Annotated in this window: 18 protein-coding genes and 1 pseudogene; 8 read left to right on the top strand and 11 right to left on the bottom strand. The window is 62.4% G+C overall.

Annotation, left to right across the window (positions count from 1 at the left end):
- Positions 1 to 32 precede the first annotated feature (32 nt).
- Both MHX65_RS10190 and MHX65_RS10185 read left to right on the top strand, forming a co-directional pair.
- Positions 33 to 650: a hypothetical protein gene (locus tag MHX65_RS10190; protein WP_239269969.1), complete on the top strand. Its 618-nt coding sequence runs from the start codon at positions 33 to 35 to the stop codon at positions 648 to 650.
- Positions 651 to 660: 10 nt separating this feature from the next.
- Entirely contained in the window at positions 661 to 1,659 is a 999-nt protein-coding gene (locus tag MHX65_RS10185) for a GTP pyrophosphokinase (protein WP_239269968.1), read from the top strand.
- Here the strand turns inward: MHX65_RS10185 and MHX65_RS10180 are convergent.
- Genes MHX65_RS10180 through ilvA form a run of 4 tightly spaced genes read right to left on the bottom strand, consistent with a single transcriptional unit; the run spans position 1,656 to position 4,193 of the window.
- The gene (locus MHX65_RS10180; RefSeq protein ID WP_005283779.1) at positions 1,656 to 2,045 is read right to left on the bottom strand and encodes an RNA-binding S4 domain-containing protein; all 390 of its coding nucleotides are present in this window, start codon (positions 2,043 to 2,045) and stop codon (positions 1,656 to 1,658) included. The two genes, MHX65_RS10185 and MHX65_RS10180, sit on opposite strands and share 4 nt — an antisense overlap.
- Positions 2,045 to 2,284 carry a hypothetical protein gene (locus MHX65_RS10175; protein ID WP_005278507.1) on the bottom strand — a complete coding sequence of 80 codons (240 nt, stop codon included), beginning with the start codon at positions 2,282 to 2,284 and terminating at the stop codon, positions 2,045 to 2,047. The genes MHX65_RS10180 and MHX65_RS10175 overlap by 1 nt, the downstream gene beginning before the upstream one ends.
- Positions 2,281 to 2,925 (bottom strand): YigZ family protein, encoded by a 645-nt coding sequence (locus MHX65_RS10170; protein WP_239269967.1) that lies wholly within the window; start codon positions 2,923 to 2,925, stop codon positions 2,281 to 2,283. Before MHX65_RS10170 ends, MHX65_RS10175 begins: the two co-directional genes overlap by 4 nt.
- Positions 2,925 to 4,193 (bottom strand): threonine ammonia-lyase IlvA, encoded by a 1,269-nt coding sequence (ilvA, locus tag MHX65_RS10165; RefSeq protein ID WP_239269966.1) that lies wholly within the window; start codon positions 4,191 to 4,193, stop codon positions 2,925 to 2,927. Before ilvA ends, MHX65_RS10170 begins: the two co-directional genes overlap by 1 nt.
- Before the next feature lie 122 nt (positions 4,194 to 4,315).
- Between ilvA and MHX65_RS10160 the strand changes: the two genes are divergently transcribed.
- A complete protein-coding gene (locus MHX65_RS10160) occupies positions 4,316 to 6,184 on the top strand; it encodes a choice-of-anchor I family protein (RefSeq protein WP_239269965.1) in 1,869 nt (622 codons plus the stop codon).
- 277 nt (positions 6,185 to 6,461) lie between these two features.
- On the opposite strand, the gene dnaE is transcribed toward MHX65_RS10160, so the two are convergent.
- Entirely contained in the window at positions 6,462 to 10,034 is a 3,573-nt protein-coding gene (gene dnaE / locus MHX65_RS10155) for a DNA polymerase III subunit alpha (RefSeq protein ID WP_239269964.1), read from the bottom strand.
- A gap of 45 nt (positions 10,035 to 10,079) precedes the next feature.
- On the opposite strand from dnaE, the pseudogene rarD reads away from it, so the two are divergent.
- Positions 10,080 to 11,038, top strand: a pseudogene (gene rarD / locus MHX65_RS10150) (EamA family transporter RarD).
- On the opposite strand, the gene MHX65_RS10145 reads toward rarD, so the two are convergent.
- From MHX65_RS10145 to lspA, 4 genes are all read right to left on the bottom strand, one after another.
- Positions 11,035 to 12,057 (bottom strand): HNH endonuclease signature motif containing protein, encoded by a 1,023-nt coding sequence (locus tag MHX65_RS10145; protein WP_239269963.1) that lies wholly within the window; start codon positions 12,055 to 12,057, stop codon positions 11,035 to 11,037. The pseudogene rarD and the gene MHX65_RS10145 sit on opposite strands and share 4 nt — an antisense overlap.
- 61 nt (positions 12,058 to 12,118) lie before the next feature.
- Entirely contained in the window at positions 12,119 to 12,658 is a 540-nt protein-coding gene (locus tag MHX65_RS10140; protein WP_239269962.1) for a hypothetical protein, read from the bottom strand.
- Entirely contained in the window at positions 12,655 to 13,581 is a 927-nt protein-coding gene (locus MHX65_RS10135; protein ID WP_005278479.1) for an RluA family pseudouridine synthase, read from the bottom strand. Before MHX65_RS10135 ends, MHX65_RS10140 begins: the two co-directional genes overlap by 4 nt.
- Positions 13,574 to 14,074 (bottom strand): signal peptidase II, encoded by a 501-nt coding sequence (gene lspA / locus MHX65_RS10130; protein ID WP_023023023.1) that lies wholly within the window; start codon positions 14,072 to 14,074, stop codon positions 13,574 to 13,576. The genes MHX65_RS10135 and lspA overlap by 8 nt, the downstream gene beginning before the upstream one ends.
- A gap of 32 nt (positions 14,075 to 14,106) precedes the next feature.
- Between lspA and MHX65_RS10125 the strand changes: the two genes are divergently transcribed.
- Positions 14,107 to 15,051 carry a hypothetical protein gene (locus MHX65_RS10125; RefSeq protein WP_239269961.1) on the top strand — a complete coding sequence of 315 codons (945 nt, stop codon included), beginning with the start codon at positions 14,107 to 14,109 and terminating at the stop codon, positions 15,049 to 15,051.
- Positions 15,052 to 15,057: 6 nt separating this feature from the next.
- On the opposite strand, the gene MHX65_RS10120 is transcribed toward MHX65_RS10125, so the two are convergent.
- Positions 15,058 to 15,693, bottom strand: coding sequence for a hypothetical protein (locus MHX65_RS10120; RefSeq protein WP_239269960.1), 636 nt, complete (start codon positions 15,691 to 15,693; stop codon positions 15,058 to 15,060).
- Between the two features lie 107 nt (positions 15,694 to 15,800).
- On the opposite strand from MHX65_RS10120, the gene MHX65_RS10115 reads away from it, so the two are divergent.
- The gene (locus MHX65_RS10115) at positions 15,801 to 16,715 is read left to right on the top strand and encodes an asparaginase (protein WP_239269959.1); all 915 of its coding nucleotides are present in this window, start codon (positions 15,801 to 15,803) and stop codon (positions 16,713 to 16,715) included.
- Here the strand turns inward: MHX65_RS10115 and MHX65_RS10110 are convergent.
- Positions 16,712 to 18,097 carry a DNA polymerase IV gene (locus MHX65_RS10110; RefSeq protein WP_239269958.1) on the bottom strand — a complete coding sequence of 462 codons (1,386 nt, stop codon included), beginning with the start codon at positions 18,095 to 18,097 and terminating at the stop codon, positions 16,712 to 16,714. The genes MHX65_RS10115 and MHX65_RS10110 overlap by 4 nt on opposite strands.
- A 79-nt stretch (positions 18,098 to 18,176) precedes the next feature.
- Between MHX65_RS10110 and MHX65_RS10105 the strand changes: the two genes are divergently transcribed.
- Positions 18,177 to 18,821, top strand: coding sequence for a GntR family transcriptional regulator (locus MHX65_RS10105; protein ID WP_239269957.1), 645 nt, complete (start codon positions 18,177 to 18,179; stop codon positions 18,819 to 18,821).
- A complete protein-coding gene (locus tag MHX65_RS10100) occupies positions 18,818 to 20,035 on the top strand; it encodes an MFS transporter (RefSeq protein WP_239269956.1) in 1,218 nt (405 codons plus the stop codon). Before MHX65_RS10105 ends, MHX65_RS10100 begins: the two co-directional genes overlap by 4 nt.
- Positions 20,036 to 20,153 lie beyond the last annotated feature (118 nt).

Raw genomic sequence — 20,153 nt, 5'->3', positions numbered from 1 at the left:
GGGCGGATACTCACGACCCTGGAGAAATCACCATGACCCTTACGCTCGACGCTCCCCGCCCCACCACCGCTAATTTGCTGCCGGCGCTCTTCGCTCGGTCGTGGATTAAGCACCAGCGGCTTTCCGATGACGGCTTTTGCGACTCCCTTGCCACCATCCAGCTTTCGCCCAACTTGTCGATGGCGCTGGTCTTTCCCGGGCAGCGCACTTTTCGCAGGCTTAGCCACCGCGGCCTCGCGGACCTCGATGTTTCGGCCCGACAGGCGTGGAATTGCGCCTCGCATAACCTGCAGCGCGCCGCGCTCGACTCGCAGGGCCTGCGCTTTTGGACGCGCCCGGCCCACTGCGCCCTGCCGGCCGCAGCGCCCTATGGCGGCCTGCAAGTTCGCTCCCACGGCGCCCCGGTTTCCTCGTGGTTGGCCCACCCAGAAACCTTCACCGTGCTGGATAAGCACATGCGCCGCCTCATGCGCTCGCATTCTTTAACCTACCTGGTGCCTGATTCCGCGACGGTTTTTGTCTTCGCCCACTTACCCGATGAGTATGCCCGCGACCTCGCCCGCGCCGCCGCCGAACAACTTCCCCGCCATCGCACCGTTTTACATTCGCGCCCGCTAGTATGGTCTAACGGATTTCCCCGCGAATTATGAGAGGAGCACCATGGCGGAAAGCAGGATGTCGAGGCTGAGCAATCAGTACCACGCCTGGACCCGCAGCCACCCCACGGCGGCGGAGGATTTTCGCACCGCCATCGAGGATCTACTCAATGACGCCGGCATCATCTTTGACCGGGTATCCACGCGCGTCAAGGCGTGGTCTTCGCTCAAACGCAAGGCCAAGAAGCGGGGCGAGGGCGGCGATTTCATCTACCCCACCCCGTGGGACGATATCCACGATGTCATGGGCGTGCGCGTTACGCTGTACCACTCCACCACCATTCCCAATGCGCTAGACGTGCTGGGCGAGTCCTTCAAGGTCGTGCGCTCTGTAGATAAGGCGGCCGAGACCCGCATTTCCGGCGGTTTTGGCTACGGTTCCCACCACCTGGTGCTCACCGTGACGGACGATAGCGCGGCGGCCATGGAAGAGCTCGCCGATTTCGTGGGTTGGACCTTTGAGGTGCAAATCCGCACCGTGCTGCAGCACGCGTGGGCGGAATTCGAGCACGATATCCGCTATAAGCAGGGCCCTACCCCGCCCTCGCCCGAGGTCGACCGCCTTTTTACGCTGGCCGCCGGCCTCATCGAACTAGCCGATCAGCAATTCGATGAAATCGCCGCGCTCAAGGCCCCGCGCACGGAGACGGACACGGACGTGGAGCTTACTCCGGAAACCCTGCCTGGCGTCCTAGCCATCATTTTGGGCAACCGCTTCCCACTTTCGCGCTCGGAGCACTACCGCTTCCTCGCGGAAATCTTGGAGGAAAACGATATCCGGTCCTTGGACCAGCTCGAGCAGCTGCTTGACGATGACGCCATTGCCCACGTCCACGACACCATGCACTATCGCTTTCGGCCCGGCCAAGTGCGCCTTATCGATGACCTCTTGCTCAATAAATTTGGCAAACAGCATATCGAGGCCACCGCTGAATCCGGCGACCGCGCCGGCCGCCGGCGCCGCCTGAACGCGCGCCTTAAGGCGCTGCGCGCTAATTCCTAGCGGAACCCGCCGCGGAATTTTTCCATATCGCGGCGTTCCTTCTTCGTCGGCCGGCCCGCACCGCGGGGGCGCACCGGCACGGACGGCATGAACTCCTTGGGCGGTGGCGGAGGCGCGTGATCGGTATAGCAGGTGCGCGCCACCGGCGCGCCCACGCGCTTGGCGACGGTAGCCAGCACCTCCAAATCGTGCTCGTGGTGGTTGCGCCACACGCGCACCCTATCGCCTGGCACGACTTGTTGCGCGGGTTTGACCGCTTCACCGTTGATTTTCACGTGCCCGGCGCGCACCGCGGTGGCCGCGGCGGATCGGGTTTTGAACATGCGCACCGCCCATACCCAAGCATCAATGCGGACGGGGCGGCCGCTTGGCTGCGGGGTAGGCATTAATAATTATTGTGGTTCTCGTTGACGATTTTGCGGATCTTCAACCAGTTATACCCGCCGCCCACCACGGCGATGATAAGGCCCAAAACCATCCAAGCGGCCAAATTAGCAGATAGCACACCTAAAACAACTCCTGCGCCGAGGCCACCGGCAACGGAAATAACGGCGTTGCGGGAGTGCTTGCGCACCTGCTGCTTGCGCTGCGCAATGGGGTTATTCGGTCGCTGCTGCATAGTCATGACCCAGATCCTACCTCAACCCAAGCAGAACCTGCTTCGCGCGCGCTGATTTCACCTTGGGAAAGCGCGGCGAGCATCGCCTGGAGCGCATCGAGCCCACCCGGGCGCACGGCGACGGTAAAGGTTACGGCTGCACCGTACTCGGTATCGGTGATATCGATGCCGCGCCCGCGCAAATCCGCTTCGAGGCGCCCGGCCGTGGCGTGCGGGCATTCCACCGTATAAAGCTCCCGGCGCGCCCGAGTGACCGCCTCGACCTTCTCCATGGCCTCGCTGACCGCCCCGCCATAGGCATGCACGAGGCCGCCCGCGCCCAGCTTGATGCCGCCGAAGTAGCGCACGACCACCGCGCAAATATCAAGCATTCCAGAGCCTTTCACCACATCCAACATGGGTTTTCCGGCCGTCCCGGAAGGCTCGCCATCATCGGAGGAACGTTCCACTGGGTTCGCGTCGTCGACGTGGTAGACATAGGCGGAGCAATGGTGGCGGGCATCGGGAAAGCGCTGGCGGGCGGCATCGATAAACGCCCGCGCTTCTTCCTCGTTTGTGACCCGGCCGATCAGGGCAATAAACCGCGAGCGTTTGATCTCATTTTCGTGTTCCACCTGGCCGGTGGGGCGCCGATACGTATCGCGCATTAGGCCACCAGGAAATCGTACTCGGGGGTATTCGGCTGCAGGTGCTGCACCGAGATCTTGGACTCGGCCATCCGCTCCTTCAGCCCCGCCAGGTCCTCGGCGCGGCTTAGCTGTATGCCCACCAGCGCGGCACCGGTCTCGCGGTTATTGCGCTTGAGGTACTCAAAAAGAGTGATGTCATCGCTGGGGCCCAGGATTTCAGATAGGAAGTGGCGCAGCTGGCCCGGTTCCTGCGGGAAATTGACCAAGAAGTAGTGCTTCAGGCCGCGGTGCACCAGGGAGCGCTCCATGATTTCGGCGTAGCGCAGCACGTCATTATTTCCCCCAGAAATCACGCAGACCACCGTCGAACCCGGTTCTAGCGGCACCCGCTGCAGCCCGGCCACGGACAGCGCACCGGCGGGCTCGGCGATAATACCCTCATTTTGATACAGGTTGAGCAGGTCCGTGCACACCGCCCCCTCAGAGACCGTGTCCCAGTGCAGGCGCGATTGGTTGGCCTCCAAAATCTCATACGGCAGCGAGCCCAGGCGCTTGACCGCCGCGCCGTCGACAAACGGATCCACGCTCTCTAGCGCCACCGGCCCGCCATTGCGGAAGGCTGCTCTTAGCGATGCCGCCCCTTCCGGCTCCACACCCACCACCTTCGCGTGCGGTGCCATATCCGCCATATAGGAGGTGATGCCAGAAATCAGCCCACCGCCGCCGACGGGCACGACGATGGTATCGACCGAGGCGCCCTTGGCCGAAAGCTGCGCCAAGACCTCCGCGGCCACGGTGCCCTGGCCGATGATCGTATCGCGGGCATCGAAGGGCTCGATGAAGGTGGCGTGGCGCTCGGCGGCATCGGCATGCGCGGCGGCCGCGGCCTCGTCAAAGTTGGCACCCACTACTACGAGTTCCACTTGGTCTCCGCCGTGCACGTGGATGCGGTCGCGCTTTTGCATGGGCGTGGGCTCCGGGACGAAAATCTTGCCCGGAATCCCCATGGTGCGGCACGCATAGGCCACGCCTTGTGCATGGTTGCCTGCCGATGCCGTCACGATGCCCCGCTCCCGCTCCTCCTGCGACAAGCTGGAGATGCTATTGAGCGCGCCGCGTATCTTATACGAGCGCACGTCCTGGAGATCCTCGCGCTTTAAATAGACCTCACAGCCCGTTTCCGCAGAAAGCCGGGGGCAATACTGCAGCGGCGTCGGCGCGATTTCGGAACTGATACGTGCCTGTGCCTGCTGGATATCGGATGCGTGGATGGTCGATTCAGTCATGATTGCAGAGTCTACTCGTCCTACCTAGTGCTCGACCGATTCACCTAGATTTCATTCCGGTTTAGCGTGACTGTTACGTGGTTTGGAGACAATGGAGTGCTCCACACGAAAGGACTCTCTCTATGTTTAAGCGCACCTCTATCGGCGTGGCTGCCTGCCTTGCGCTCAGCTGCGCCCCGGCCGCCAACGCGCATATCGTCGATAATGTTTTAGAACGCTCCGCCGACGATGCTGCGGTAAAACTAAGCCCCATCGGCTCGTATGAAGCCGGGGTCATGGGCAAATCAGCAGCGGAAATCGTGGCCTACCACGCCGCCTCCCAGCGCATTCTCACGGTGAACGCGCAATCGGGCAAGGTGGATATCCTGGATGCTTCCGATCCCGCCAACCCCACCAAGGCGGCCGAGGTTTCCGCCGGCGGCGATAAGGAAATCAACTCCGTGGCCGTGCGCCCCGATGGCCTCGCCATCGCCGCCGTGCAGCAGGGAGACAAAACCGAAAACGGCGAGGCCCTGATTTTCGATGCCGCCTCCGGCGACGAGCTCGGTCGCGTGCCGCTCGGCGCGCTGCCGGATAACGTGCACATCACTAATGACGGCGCCTATGCCTTGACCGCGAATGAGGGCGAGCCCTCCGATGAGCTCACCGCCGACGGCACCGAATACGCAAAAGATCCAGAAGGTACTGTATCGGTCATCTCCCTGCCAGACGGCGTCCAGGCCCCCTCCGCTGCGGATGTCCGCACCGCTGATTTCCGCGCCTTCGACGGCTCAGATGCAGAACTCGACCCGTCCATTCGCGTCTTCGGCCCAGAAAACCACCACAATAAGCCTTCGCTCGACTTCGAGCCGGAGTATATTTCCTCCGCCGATGGCAAGGCCTATGTCACCTTGCAAGAAAACAACGCCATCGGCGTGGTCGATATCGCCTCCGCCACCGTAGAAAAGGTGCTGCCCGCCCACATCGCGGACCACTCCGTTGTCCCCATCGATCCCTCCAATAAGGACGGCGCGGCAAAGCTGCGCACGATCCCTGTGCAAGGGCTATCCATGCCGGATTCGATTGGTGCCTTTCAAACCAACGGCCAGACCTACTTCGCCACCGCCAATGAGGGCGATGCCCGCGATTGGGGCGGCTACACCGATGAGGTCAAGCTAAAAGATCTTGTTGAAGAGGGCCAGGTCTGTGATTCCGTCGACCTGCCAGAAGGCATCGAGGACAAGAAATACGCCGGCAACCTCAAGTTGAGCAATGCCTCTGGGTGGAATGAGGAACAGGGCTGCTTCGATGGCCTGTATTCCTTCGGGTCCCGCTCCTTTAGCATTTACGATGCCGAGGGCAACGTCGTCTTCGATTCCGGTTCCGACTTCGAGGAAATCACCAAGGACATCGAGGGACTTAACTTCAATGCCGATAACGAAGACCCCGACTTTGACGATCGCTCCAATAATAAAGGCCCCGAACCGGAAGCCCTGACGATTGGAACAGTTGGCGATCGCACCTATGCCTTCATCGGCATGGAGCGCGTGGGCGGCATTTTCGTCTACGACGTCACCGACCCCGCTCATGCCGAGTTCGTCACCTATACCAACAATCGCGATTTCGCCGTGGACTATGACGAGGACAATGTTGCCGTCACCAGCTTGGCCGGCGACTTGGGCCCAGAGGGGTTGGCGTTCGTTAGCAAGGAAGACTCGCCTACTGACGATGCCCTCCTTATCGCCGGCAACGAGGTGTCCGGGACCACTACTATCTTTTCTGTCGCCGATCTCGTCGGTGGCTCCCAAGATGAAGACGGCGACGCTCCTGACGATGCCCCCGGGGCATGGCTGCCTGGTGACGGCTCCAGCAGCATCGCGAAGGGCGTTGGAATCATCGCTGGCGTCATTGCCCTCGGCGCCATGTTGAGTGGTGTTCTACACTTCATGCCGCAGGTAGCCGATCAGTTCTATAAGATGCTTCCAGAACCGGTCCGCCAGCTACTTCCGTAGATTTCGGTATTAAAGCGGTGGCGGTTGGGGCGCGCGATCAGCTCTTCAGCCACCGCCTACTTGCTCCGCTTGTACTGCATTGCCAGCGGTAATCGCGCGGGAGCTTGTGCGATTTCACAAATCCGAGTCGTGGACGGCACGCCAACTTCTGAGACAAACGCAATTATTCCTCTGCACGCGAGCGGTCTTCACAATTGGCCCACCGTTACCGCAGGTGCAGCGAAATTGCTTTCTCTGAGCGGCGGTAACAGTGTCCATAGAAGGTGCAGGAGAGTTTCTATCCCAAAATACCTGCACCCATCGTGGCCTTCAGGTCTCCCATGAGGTTGCCCGATCGTTCCACGCGGAGGTGCTCACCGAGGACCATGGTGGTGGATTGGTCGCCCTCGACAAGCTCAAGATAGACATCGGACTCACCGTGGTTTTTAACCAAGACCTGCTTGAGTCGGGCGATATTTTCCATCGTGCACTGGTCCGTGCGCATGGTCAGGCGCAGCGGCAGGCTCGCGCCACCGCCTGGACCCAGCTCGGGAACGCGAATATCGGAACAAAACAGCGACCGGCGCTCATCGCGCACCTTCACGTTGACGCGCGCCAAGATAATGTTGTCTTCCACAATATGCGGCGCCGCCAGCGAATAGACCTTATTGAACACCAAGATCTCTACCTGCGCGCCGTTGTGGTCTTCTACCGTGACAATCGCCCACGGGGAACCATCGCGCTTAGAAAAGCGGCGGTCCACACCGGAGATGATGCCGCCGATGATGAGTTCTTGGCCATTGTGTACCTCGTCGTTGAGGATCTTGGTCAGCGGAGTATTGGTCTGCGCAGCTAGGGCCTCTTCGAAACCATCAAGTGGGTGGCCAGAAACGTAGAGACCCAGCATCTCTCGCTCGAGTGCCAACTCGTGCTTGCGATCCCACGAGTCGTCCGGAACATCAATGGCAAAGGCGCCTTCAGAGGAGGCATCGTCGCCACCGCCGAATCCGGCAAAGAGGTCGAATTGCCCCTTATCCGCCGCCTTCTTGGTGGTCTGCACGGCATCAACGGCGTCCTCGTGAATAAGCATCAGCCCCTTGCGCGGCTGCTGGAAATCATCAAAGGCACCGGCCTTGATCAGCGCCTCGGTCACGCGCTTGGAACACGCTGCCAAATCGATCTTGTCGAGGTAATCGCTAAAGGACGTAAACGCCCCCTTTGCCTTGCGCGAGGCAATGATGGATTCGACCACTTCAGAGCCCACGTTGCGGATAGCGCCCATGCCGAAGCGAATATCCTCGCCCACAGCTTGGAAGTCCTCCTCGGACTCATTGACCGAGGGCGGCAAAACGTTAATGCCCAAGTGGCGGCAGTCCGACAAGTAGATGGCGGACTTATCCTTCTTATCGCCCACAGAGGTCAACAGCGCAGCCATATATTCCGGCGCGTAGTAGGCCTTGAGGTAGGCCGTCCAGAACGAGACCAACCCGTAGCCTGCGGCGTGGGACTTGTTAAACGCGTACGACGCGAAGGGCTCGATGGTCCCCCACAGCGCATCCATGGCGGATTTAGAGTAGCCATTTTCTTGCATGCCGCCCCAGAATTTATCGTATTGCTGGGCCAGGACCTCGGGCTTTTTCTTACCCATCGCCTTACGGAAGCCATCTGCCTCGCCGGCGGTGTAGTTCGCCACCTTCTGCGAGATACGCATGATCTGCTCCTGGTAGACGATGAGACCATACGTCTCATCCAGGATTTCCTTCAGCGGTTCCTCGAGTTCAGGGTGGATCGGGGTGATTTCCTTACGCCCGTTCTTGCGGTCGGCATAATCCCAGTGGGCGTTGACGCCCATCGGGCCAGGACGGTACAGGGCCAAGGAGGCCACGATGTCTTTGAAGCCGGTAGGCTTCATGCGCTTGAGCAACTCCTGCATACCGCCGGAGTCCAGCTGGAACACGCCCAAGGTATCCCCGCGCGAGAGCAGGTCATAGACCTTGGAGACCTTGGGGTCATCGGCATGCAGCTGCTCGAGCTGCACTTCTTCGCCACGGTTGCGCTTGATGTTTTCGATGGCATCGCCGATAACGGTGAGGTTGCGCAGGCCCAGAAAGTCCATCTTCAGCAGGCCAATGGCCTCGCAGGCGGGGTAATCCCAGCCGGTGATATAGGCGCCATCGGCAGGCCGCTTCCACATCGGGATGTGGTCCATCAACCGCACCGAGGCCATAATCACAGCACAGGCGTGCACACCAGCCTGGCGAACAACGCCCTCCAAGCCGCGCGCGGTGTCATAAATCTTTTTCACATCCGGGTCGGATTCCACCATCTGGCGGACCTCGGCGGCCTCGGAATAGCGCTCGTGGTCGGGGTCAGTAATGCCCCGCAACGGAATATCCTTCGCCATAATCGCCGGCGGCAGTGCGCCGTTGATGCGGTCAGCCATCTGGAAGCCGGGCTGGCCAAAGTGCACCTTGGCGGAGTCCTTGATGGCCTGCTTGGTTTTCACCGTGCCGAAGGTAATGACCTGGGCAACCTTGTCCTCGCCCCAGCGCTCGGCGGCATAGGTAATCATCTCGCCGCGGCGGCGATCGTCGAAGTCGATATCGATATCGGGCGCGGACGGGCGCTCGGGGTTCAAAAAGCGCTCGAAGAGCAGGTCATGTTCCAGCGGATCGATATTGGTAATGGTCAGTGCATAAGCCACGAGCGCACCCGCCGCAGAACCACGGCCGGGCCCAACACGAATGCCCACCGAACGCGCATACTTAATAAGCTCCGCCACGATGAGGAAGTAGGACGGGTAGCCCTTCATCTCAATCACGGAAATCTCGTACTTGGCGCGCTCGATATACTCCTCCGGCACATCGCGCCCGGGGAACCGCCGCTGCAGCCCCTCCATCACCTCGTGGGTCAGCCAGGAGGTGGGGGTGTGGCCCTCGGGGACATCGGCAATGGGCATGCGGTCGTGGGTGTGTTCCTCCCACACCTCGCTGTAGTCTTGCACGCGCTCGGCAATCCACAGGGTGTTATCGCAGCCATCGGGAATCAGGTCATCCCAGGTATCGCGCATCTGCGCGGCGGACTTGATGTAGTAGCCGGTACCGCCGAACTTGAAGCGGTCCGGGTCCATGAACGTCTTACCGGTCTGCACGCACAGCATGGCCTCGTGCGCCGGCGCCTGGGACTCCAACACGTAGTGGCAGTCATTGGTCACCAGCGGCGGCAGGTCCAGCTTGCGGCCGATTTCGAGCAGCCCATCGCGCGTGCGTTTTTCGATGTCCAGCCCATGGTCCATCAACTCCAAGAAGAAGTTGTCCTTGCCATAGATGTCTTGCCACATCGCCGCGGCCTCGAGGGCCTCGTTGAATTGACCGAGGCGCAGGCGGGTCTGCACATCGCCGGATGGGCAGCCGGTGGTGGCGATGATGCCATCGGCATGCTCGGCGATGAGCTCTGCATCCATGCGCGGCCACTTTCCCAGCTGGCCTTCGTAGGAGGCGAGCGAGGACAAGGTGAACAGGTTGCGCAGCCCGGTGGCGTTTTCCGCGATCATCGTCTGGTGCAAGTACGCGCCCGAGGCGGAGACATCGTCGCGCTTTTGGTCGGGGGTGCCCCACAGCACGCGCTTTTTATTAAAGCGCGATTCCGGGGCCATGTAGGCCTCGATGCCGATGATGGGTTTAACCCCGGCGCTGGTCATGCGCTTATAAAAGGCATCGGATCCATACATATTGCCGTGGTCTGTCATGCCCACGGCGGGCATGTTTTGCTTGACCACCTCATCAGCCAACATATCGACCTTGGCCATGCCGTCCAGCATGGAGAACTCGGTATGGTTATGCAGGTGGACGAAGGAGGAGTTTTTGGCCATGCGGTCATCTTAGCGGGGCGGTCAAGATGACGATATTATGCGGTGATGATCTACACGCTTGCCGCATACATCATGTGGGGGTTCTTCCCCGCGTTCTTCCCGCTCCTGCTGCCGGCCACGCCGCTAAAAATCCTCGCCCACCGCGTGTTGTGGACCGCGGTTATCGTCACGGCATTTTTAGTATTCAGCGGTGGCTGGCGCGAATTGGTCCGCATGGACAAGCGCACGTGGGGCTGGCTTGCCGCCGGGGGCGTATTTATCACGGTCAACTGGGGCACCTATGTGCTGGCGATTAATACCGATCACGTGGCCGATGCCGCTTTAGGCTATTTCATCAATCCCCTGGTATCGGTGGCGCTCGGCATGATCTTCTTAAAGGAGCAGCTGCGCCCATGGCAGGCGACCACCGTCGCCGTGGCGGCAATCCCGGTGCTGTATCTGACCTTCTTTACCGGCCAGGCGCCGTATATCTCGCTGCTGTTGGCGGCATCGTTTGGCATCTACGGGCTTATCAAGAAGCAGGTGCGGGTATCGGCAGCGGTCTCGGTCGCGGCGGAGGCTTTGGTGGTCTCCCCGTTGCCATCGCCTATATCGTGTGGATCGAGCAGGCGGGCCACGGCACGTTCACTTCGGAAGGCACGCCACACATGCTGCTCTTAATCAGCGCCGGCCTGATCACCGCGCTGCCACTATTGTGCTTTGCCCAAGGCGCGCGGACGCTGCGCTTGTCGACGATCGGCATGCTCCAATACCTCACCCCCATCATGCAGATGCTGTGGGCGCTCTTTGTCACCCAAGAGCACTTCTCCACGCACCGGTGGATTGGTTTCGGCATCATCGGCGTAGCGGTCAGCATCTACATTGCGGATCTCATTCGCGTTCGCCAAAGCGCGCCGCGCAAGAGTGCGCGGCGCGGGAGAATGCGAAATGGTTGCGCGCGCAGGAAAACGGCGCGTAATGGTCGCCGCCGAGGGGCGGGCCTTGGGCCCAAAGCCGTGGGTTAACTGGGGCCAGTATCAACAAGGTCCGGCGGTGGCGGCTGCCAGGGTTTAATCCACCGCACGCCGCCGTGCACGCGCTCGAACCGGCCATTGCGGGGGCGGGCCGCGCGGTCGTCGTCATTGCGGCCGTTGTGGTGCGGGCACGCTACGGTGAGGTTCTTGGCATTGGTCCAGCCGCCGCCGGCCCAGCTATAGATGTGGTGAACCTGGCATTCATCGGCTGGGCGGTGGCACCCGCGCACCGGGCAGACGGGGTTTTCAGCGGCAGCCATCATAAATTGCTTCCACGTTGCCCCGCGCCGCATGCGGTACAGGTTCACCGGCCCCTCCACGGGGTGGATTAGGGTGATAAAGCCTTCCTCCGCCATCGCGCGCTGGGCCAGCTCGGCGCCGCTTATCTGCGCGCCGTTGGTCATGGTGACCGTCACGTCTTTATCGCCCTGCACAACGGCGCTCAGCTTATCCAGCGGGATTACCACGTTGGTGCGCACGGTGGAGGTGGAGGCGCCGGAGTGGAAGAGGGCGGCGACATCGGCAAGCGTGCCTGCTTGGTTATGCAGCTCCGCGACGAGGTTGGAACTGCCCGTAATCGTCAGCGTCCATGGTTTGCCGGCGGCGCGGCGGCGCAGCCTAACGCCTGGTTTGGGTTCGCGCGGCGGGCGCAGCGCGCGCACCTTCTTGCGGGCGAGCTTGTCCATCGCCTGAGTATCGGCCGATACCTGGGCAAGCTCCGCGCGCAGGGCCCAGGCCCGGGCTTGGGTGGGCGCGCGACGGGCGTATTTTTCGATGACCTCCAACGTCGGCAGCGAATGCCCATTGCGGCGCGCCCCCTCGACCGCTCGGCGCTGGCGGCGCGTAAAGCTGGTCGGCCCGAAATAGATCTGGGAAAGGTGGGCTATCGACGCGGCGGCGGCATCCGGCATGCCGGCGGCCGTCAGCTCGGAGGCGGGCATATCGGCGGCCTCGGCGAGGATATCCATCGCCGAGTTTAAAGCCGCAATATATGCCCGAATGTGTTCCATGCCCCCGATGCTAAGCCGCCACCCCTGCATCCCGCGCGGCGAAGCGTTCAGGATGGCAAATTTAGCTGGGTGGGCGCACGGCGAAGCTGCCCCAGGCGGCATCGGCAGGCGCGGGCTCGACAGCGGCGACGGCGGGGAGGGAGGCGACATCGGCAAGCTGAGTGCCCGTGCCCCACACCACGGCGGCGCTCACCGCGCTGGGGCGCTGGCCGTAGGAGGCGCCGATGCGATCGAAGGTGCGGTTAATCACCGCGGCGCGATCCTCGCCGGCAACGGGCTCCGGCACCGCGATGGGCGCGGTCGAGCCCATGAGGATGGCGTCCATGCGCGGAATATCAGTCAAGGCGGCGGCCACGGCGACGGGGGGCAACTCGGTATCGAAGGTGACCAGCGCATACGTGGTGGCATCCGGATCGATGTCCATGGAATTGACGCGCTCAATATACTCCGCGCGGGACTCCCCATCCGGGCCTAGCTGATCGCCTTGCACCCGCGTGGATGCCTGCGTGCCCAGCGTGCCAAAAAGCACCAGGGCCACCACGATCGCCACCAGCACCAGCGCCAAGGCCGCTAGGCGGCGCCGCCGATAAAACTTCCTCATCCCTGCAGGCGCTCCAGGGCCTGTTGCAGGTCATCGGGGTACGGCGCGCGGGCTTCGAACCACTTTCCGGTGCCGGGGTGGGTAAAGCCCAGCTGCACCGCATGCAGCCACTGGCGCTCGAGTCCTAGGCGGGCAGAAAGTTGCGGGTTCGAGCCGTACATGGGATCGCCAACGCAGGGATGCCCGGTGGCGGACATGTGGACGCGGATTTGGTGGGTGCGGCCGGTTTCCAGGTGCACCTCGATGAGGCTGGCCTCGCGAAAGGCCTCGATGAGGCGGTAATGGGTGACCGCGGCCTTGCCATCGTCAAGCACGGCGAATTTCCAGCCCGACTTCGGGTGCCTGCCGATGGGCGCATCGATGGTGCCTTCAATCGGATCGGGCAGGCCCTGGACCACCGCGTGATAGGTCTTTTTCACGGTCCGGTGCTTAAACGCATGCTTGAGTGCCGAATAGGCGCGCCCGGAGGAAGCCACGACCATGACCCCGGAGGTGCCCACATCCAGGCGGTGGACTATGCCCTGGCGCTCGGTAGGGCCAAGCGAGGCCACGTTATACCCTGCCGCACGCAGCCCACCGATGACCGTCGGACCATCCCAGCCCACGCTCGGGTGCGCGGCGACGCCCACTGGTTTGTGCACGCAGATGATATCGGCGTCGCTATATAAAACGTCCATGCCCTCTACCAACTCCTCGCGCGGCAGCAGGGGTTTTTCCGGCTCCGGGAGCAGCACCGAAACCACCTGGCCGGAAGCTAGGCGCTCGGATTTACCCAGCTCCTGCGAATCTACGGTGACCCCGCCTTCGGCGCAGAGCTGGGCAGTGGCCGAGCGCGAGAGGCCAAGGAGCTTGGCCAGCGCGGCATCGGCACGCATGCCCTCCAACCCCTCTGGAATGGGAAAACTGCGCAATTGCCTATTCATTTTCCGCCCTCCGTTCCGCGAGCAGCATGGCGCCGATGAAGATGACGACGCCGCAGGTAATGGCCGCATCTGCGATATTAAAGACCGCGAACGAGCCGACCGAGATATAGTCCACGACGTGCCCGAACCAGAAGCCCGGGTCGCGGAAGATGCGGTCCGCAAAATTGCCCAATGCCCCGCCAGCAATGAGCGCCAGCCCCAGCGCCTGGCCCGTATTGTGGATGCGCGGGGCGGCGATGGCCACACCTAGGACGAACGCCAATTGAATGGTGGTAAACAGCCAGGTCGATCCCTCGCCGCCGATGGAAAACGCCGCGCCCGGGTTAAAGAGCAGGGTAAACCTGAACCAGTCCCCGATGACATAGTGCGGCACACCCTCCGTCAGGACGGTCAGCATAAGTTGTTTTACGGCTTGATCCACAACCGCCACGGCGATGACCACCGCGGCGATAAGACCTGTCTGACTCCTTCGTTTTTGGCTCACCCACATCATTCTAATCAGGAGCGTCCGGTATTTTGGTAAGCGTGTTTCGAGTCAAAGTTTTTACAGCCCTTTCCGCCGTCGCCGTAGCGCTAAGCGCCTGTTCTTATGAGACCCCCGGCCCCGCCGTGGAACAGCCCGTCGGCCTGACTATCGATGCCCCGCGCCTGACCGTCGAAGAGGCCGGAACCGGTGAGAAGAAATTGCTGGAATATCACGACATCGATTCCTCGCAGGAGGTAACCTACCGCGCCACGGAGGGATTTTCGCAGGATTTGCTGAATAAATCCGCCGCGGCCGATTTCCAGGCCGCCGACGTGGATAAGGAGACCACTACCCTGCCGCTTTCAGCTTCCGTGGATAAAGCCACCGAGGACGTCGAGGACCAATTGCCGGCCTCGCGCAACGCGTTTGTCACCGCAGGGGATCCGGAATACTCCGGCGATACCGATGTCTCTTCCGCTGACGGGTTCCAATTTGGCTGGCGCGGCCAAGACAACGGCCAGATGAATTCCCTGCGCTTGGCCGCCCCGCAGGAGGCGAGCGATGAGGCGCGCGGCACCGTCGAACAGGCGATCATGAAGCTGACCGCGCTGCCCATCGTCTTTCCGGAAGAAGAGGTGGGCACCGGCGCGACGTGGACGGTAGATTCGCGCGTGACAGGGGAATCCACGCTCTTGCAGACGACCCGCTATACGGTCAAGTCCATCGATGGTGACCGCGTCACGCTATCCGTCGAGGTGGAACAACGCCCCACCCTGGGCGCATTATCCTTCGAAGGTCAGGCCGAGGGCACGGAGTTAGAAGATAAGGAACTCGACGTGCTGGATTCTTCCACCAACTCCTCGGGCAGCATCACGGTAGATCTAACGAAACCGCTCCCCGTGGGCGGTGACGTCTCCTTCGATACGAAGGTAACCTACGGCACCGCCGATTCAGACCTGCGCGTCGTGCAATCAAGCCTGACGGAGCTGGCGTTTTCCGAGTAACAGGACTTACTCGGCGGGGGCCTCTACGGGAGCTTCGGCAGGCGCCTGTTCTGCGCCGGCCGCGGGGGCATCGCCCTGGGCTGGTGCGCCGTCGCCCTCATCGGCAGGCAGCGCGCCCGCACCGGTATCGGCGCACATCTCCGGCACCTGCTCAGGCGGCACCGTGTTTTGGATCAGCGTGCAGGCCCAGGTCTTCGATAGCTTCCAGGTGCCGTCCTGATAAATGAACTCCACCTGGTCCGCGGTCTGCTCCTGGCCATCGGCCGTGGAGAAATTCACCGTGGTCAGCACGGACTGCGGGTCATAGCCGGGCAAAACCGGATCCACGACCGCGAACTCCGCGCCGGATTCCTCCTTAGAGCGCGCCATGGTGTCAAAGATCTCCGGGGCGGATTCGCCGCCTTCCACGGTGGCGGTCTTTTCTTCCTGCGATGCCTCCGGATCCGTGGCCTTTGCCAGGATGGCGTTCAAATCGGCGGCGGTTGGCCGTGCGGGGGCCGCGGAGTCGCCGTCAGCGGACGCGGATTCGCTGGATTCACTGTTCTTGGTGGTGTCTTCTTGCTCGTCATCAGAAGAGCAGGCGGACAGGGCGGCCGCCGCGCTCAATGCGAGGCACGCGGCACCAAATTTGCGGAATTTCACTTCTCACTCCTCACGTCTGGGGTATAAACTCCCATCAGTTTACATTTGCACCAGCTTTTCTGGTCCGCGCCTGCCGCCTCGGCGCGTCTTCTTTTATTCTGGGAAGCATGACTAACCTCGCCCTCATCGCCACCGGCGGCACGATTGCCTGCACCACTGTGTGGGATGGTTCCCTCGTCCCCACCGTCACCGGCGCGCAGCTCGCGGCCGATATCGACGCCGAAGTGGTGGAATTTCGCCAGCTCGATTCCTCTTCTATTACGCTCGCGGACCTCGACGAGCTCATCGCGGTAGTCAACGAGCAGACCGCCCGCGCGGACATCGACGGCGTCATCATCACCCACGGCACCGATTCCATGGAGGAGACGGCGATGGCGCTGGAAATTTTTTGCGCCGACGATACGCCCATCGTGCTCACCGGCGCGCAGCGCTCCTACGATCACCCGCACCCGGATGGCCCGCGCAATCTCCACGATGCGCGCGAGCTCGCCCGCAGCGGGCAGCCCGGCGTCTTCATCCGCTTTGGCGGCATGACCATCCCGGCGCGCGGGGCCCGCAAGCAGCACACCTTCGACCTGCGCGCTTTTGAGTCCCTGCGGGTCCCGGATGCCACCCCGCGGCTGCAGCCGCAGCCCTTGGCGCCGCACCCGGTAGAAATCATCCCTGCCTACCCCGGCGCGGGGCGCGTGCTTGTCGATGCCGCCCGCACTTCCGCCGCCGGCCTCGTCATCGAGGCCATGGGCGCGGGCAATATGAGTGGGGATATGGGCCGCGCGCTTGCCGATGCCCTCAGCGACGACCTCCCCGTCGTCATTTCCACCCGCACCCCGTACGGCGCGACCGCGATGTCCTATGGCGGCGATGGCGGCGGCGCGAGCCTGCGCAGCCTGGGCGCGATCAACGCGGGGGCCTTCAGGCCCAGCCAGGCGCGTATTCTTTTGGCCGCAGCGCTGGCCACAGGCACGAATCCTGCCGAGGTATTCCGGCAAAACCCTGATCCCAAGCGCTATGTTGCTATCTAGTCTTGGGTTTCCAGCCAGTCCTGCCAGTCTAAGGAATCGAGCGGGTCGGCCGGCACCAACTCTGGGTCGCTAGCGGCGAAGGATTTAGTGCGGCCAGGCCCGGTCGAACGGGTTTCAAAACGCACGCTGACCACCCCGTGCCCGGTGCCCTGGATCCACCCGTGGCCAAAATCCGGGTGGTAGACGTCTTGGGTGGCGCGCCACTGATCCTCCACATCGTCTTCGACCACGACGGTGGTCGGCGCCGGTGGCGGGGAGTCATCGCTCACGCCCGTTTCATAGTCGCTATCCGGCAGCACGGGCCGCACGATTTCGCGGTCGAGCTCCGGAAACAGTACGTCTTGGCGCGCGGCTTCCAGCCCGGAATAGCTCACCCCCACCAGGCGGATGGGGCCCAGCTCATCCGGGTAGCGGGCCAGCTTGAAGGCGGCGGCAGTCAATACCTCTAGGTCATCGGTGGCATAGGCCAGGGTGGTCGAGCGCGATTCGATGTGGAAATCTGCCATTCGCAGCTTGACCGTCACGGTTCGCGCGCCGCGGCCATCTTTAAGCAGGCGGCGATGCGCGCCCTCGGCCGCGCGGGTAATCGCCGCATCCACATCCGGTACCGTCAGCAGGTCCTTGGAATAGGTATGCTCCGTGGAGATCTGCTTGGAAATCGCGCGCGGTGCCACTTCCCTATCGTCGATGCCTTGCGCCAGCTGCCACAGCTGCAATCCGACGACGCTGCCGATGGAGATTTCCACCTCCTTTTGGGTCATGGCGGCCAGCGCGCCGATGGTCTCCACCCCGATGCCCTTGAGCTTGGCCTCCGTAACCGGCCCGACGCCCCACAGCTTCCCCACCGCGAGCGGATGGAGCATCTCCAGCTGCTTTTCCGCTGGGATGACATAGGTGCCATCGGGTTTGGCTTCACCGGAGCCGATCTTGGCAAATTGCTTGCCGGAGCCCGCACCGATGGAACACGGCAGGCCCGTTTCCTCGCGGATGAGCGCGCGCAGGCCGTCCGCCCACTGTTGTACCTCGTCCGCCGTCGCACCCACCAGCGCCTCTGGCTCCATAAAGGCCTCATCGATGGATAGCTGCTCGATGACCTCGACGTGCTGAGAAATGATCTCAAATACCCGGCGCGAGGCCGCCGAATACACCGCCCGGCGCGGGCTGACCACCACCGCGCGCAGGCCCACCAATTGCTGGGCGCGATACATCGGCATCGCCGAGTGCGCGCCGTACTCGCGCGCCTCATAGGACGCGCCGGCGACGACCCCGCGGCCGCCAACCCCACCGACGAGCACCGGCCGGCCCTGCAAAGTCGGTCGGGTCAGTTGCTCGACGGAGGCGAAAAACGCATCCATATCGATGTGTAAGACCCAACGTTGCATGCCCTCCAGTCTAAGCCACGCCAACCCCGGAATTGGGAATAGGTTGACGCTTAAACTAACTTGTATGCAAGATGTATGCATGAGCGATACAAGCATGCAGCCTGCCGCGGAGCGGGTTTATGAATTGGTTAAAGAAAGGATCATCGACGGCACCATCGATTCCACGCAAATGCTGTCAGAAGCCGCGCTCGCGGCCGAGGTAGGAGTCAGCCGGACCCCGGCTCACGAGGCTTTCCTGCGCCTGGAGCTCGAGGGCTTTTTGCAGCTTTATCCCAAGCGCGGCGCGCTGGTTGTGCCAATTAGCCCCCAAGAAATCCGGGAGGTCTACGAGGCTCGCCTGCTTGTCGATGCCCACAGTGCCGAAAAGATCTGCGAGCTAGGCGAGGCAGAACGTGGGGGCATCGCCAAGCGCCTGCAAGAAAACATTGCGGCCCAAGACGCCGCTTTGGATGCCGAGGATCTCCGCGAATACACGCGCCTGGATGCCCAATTCCACCAAATCATCATGGATAGCGCCGGCAATAGCCTGCTGGCCAATGTTGGCTACCAGCTGCGCGAGCGCCAGCAGCGCTTTACCGCCACCGCCATCGGGCGCAATGTGGCGCGGGCCCGCGCGTTCGTCGATCAGCACCGCGTGCTTGCCGATGCCCTCCGCACCGCCAACCTGCCCGCCTACCTTTCTGCACTCCGCTCGCACCTGAAAAATTCGAAGGATCAACTATGAGTCAAGACCCCGCCAATCGCGACTGGTTACCCGTTGCAGGCAGCATGGTGGCCGTTGCCTGGGGTGGCAATGAATTTACTCCCCTGCTCGTGATGTACCGCGAGCAATCCCACTTCTCGCAGGTCACCGTCAACGGCCTCCTGGCGGCCTACGTCATCGGCATCGTGCCCGCACTGCTTATCTCCGGGCCACTGTCGGACTATATCGGCCGCCGCCCCACGATGCTGCCCGCCGCACCGCTCTCCCTGGCCGGGTCGTTCCTGCTGTCCATCGCGCCCGAAGAACCCCTCATCATCGCCGCCGGCCGCGTGCTGTGTGGCCTGGCGCTGGGCATCGTCATGGCGGTCGGCTCCACCTGGATTTCCGAGCTCATCACCCGCTCCGGCGGTGACCCCGCCGCAGGTCCCCGAAAGGCATCGATGTGCCTTACCGTGGGCTTCCTTATCGGCGCCGCCCTGGCCTCGGTGTTGGCGCAATGGGGCCCGTGGCCCACCCACTTGGCCTATGTCTTGCACATCCTGCTCACCGTTATTACCGCGGTGTGGCTGTTGAAGACCCCTGAGACCCGCCCGCCCCGCGGCGCAACCGTCAAGGACACGTTCCTGGATTTAAGCATCCGCGATATGTTGCACATGCTGCACATTCCTTCTGCCGCGCACCGCCGTTTTTCCCGCATCGTCCTTCCCGTAGCCCCCTGGGTATTCGGCTGCGCGGGTGCTGCCTATGCCCTCTTGCCCCAGCTGCTTTCCGATTCCGCCGGCGATGCCCCCATCGCCTTTTCCGGCCTCATGACCGTCATTACGCTGGGCTGCGGCGTCGGCATCCAAATGTTTGGCAAGGTCATCGATACCCACCGCTCCGCCCGGGCCTCCGCCGTCGCCATGGCCGTCATTACCGCCGGCACCATCTTCGGCGCCATCGCCGCGCGCACGCTTTCCCTCCCGCTCGGTATCACCAGCGCCGCCGTCATGGGCGCCGGCTACGGCCTAGCACTTGTCGCCGGCCTTTCCGAGGTCCAGCGCATCGCCGGAAAAGATGACCTCGCCGGCCTTACCGCCGTGTTCTATTCCGTGTCCTATACCGGCTTCTTTATTCCCATGGCCTTCAGCGCCCTAGCCCCCTACATTGGCTTCACGGCGCTATTCCTCATCGGCTCCCTTCTCGCCGCATGCTGCCTCATCAACGTGATTCACGGCTGGCGCGCCCACCTGTGACGCGCGACGCTATTTAGTACCGGTAGGGCGGTATCGAGTACCGACCGGTGCGGATATCGGGTACCGGGGGTAGTTTTTAGGCACTCTTTAGTGGACGGCCCACGCAGTGTGTACGCGT

Source organism: Corynebacterium sp. ACRPS (assembly GCF_022346005.1).
GTDB lineage: Bacteria > Actinomycetota > Actinomycetes > Mycobacteriales > Mycobacteriaceae > Corynebacterium.
Note: the sequence above shows the minus strand (reverse complement) of the source record. Positions and strands in the feature narration are given on the sequence as shown.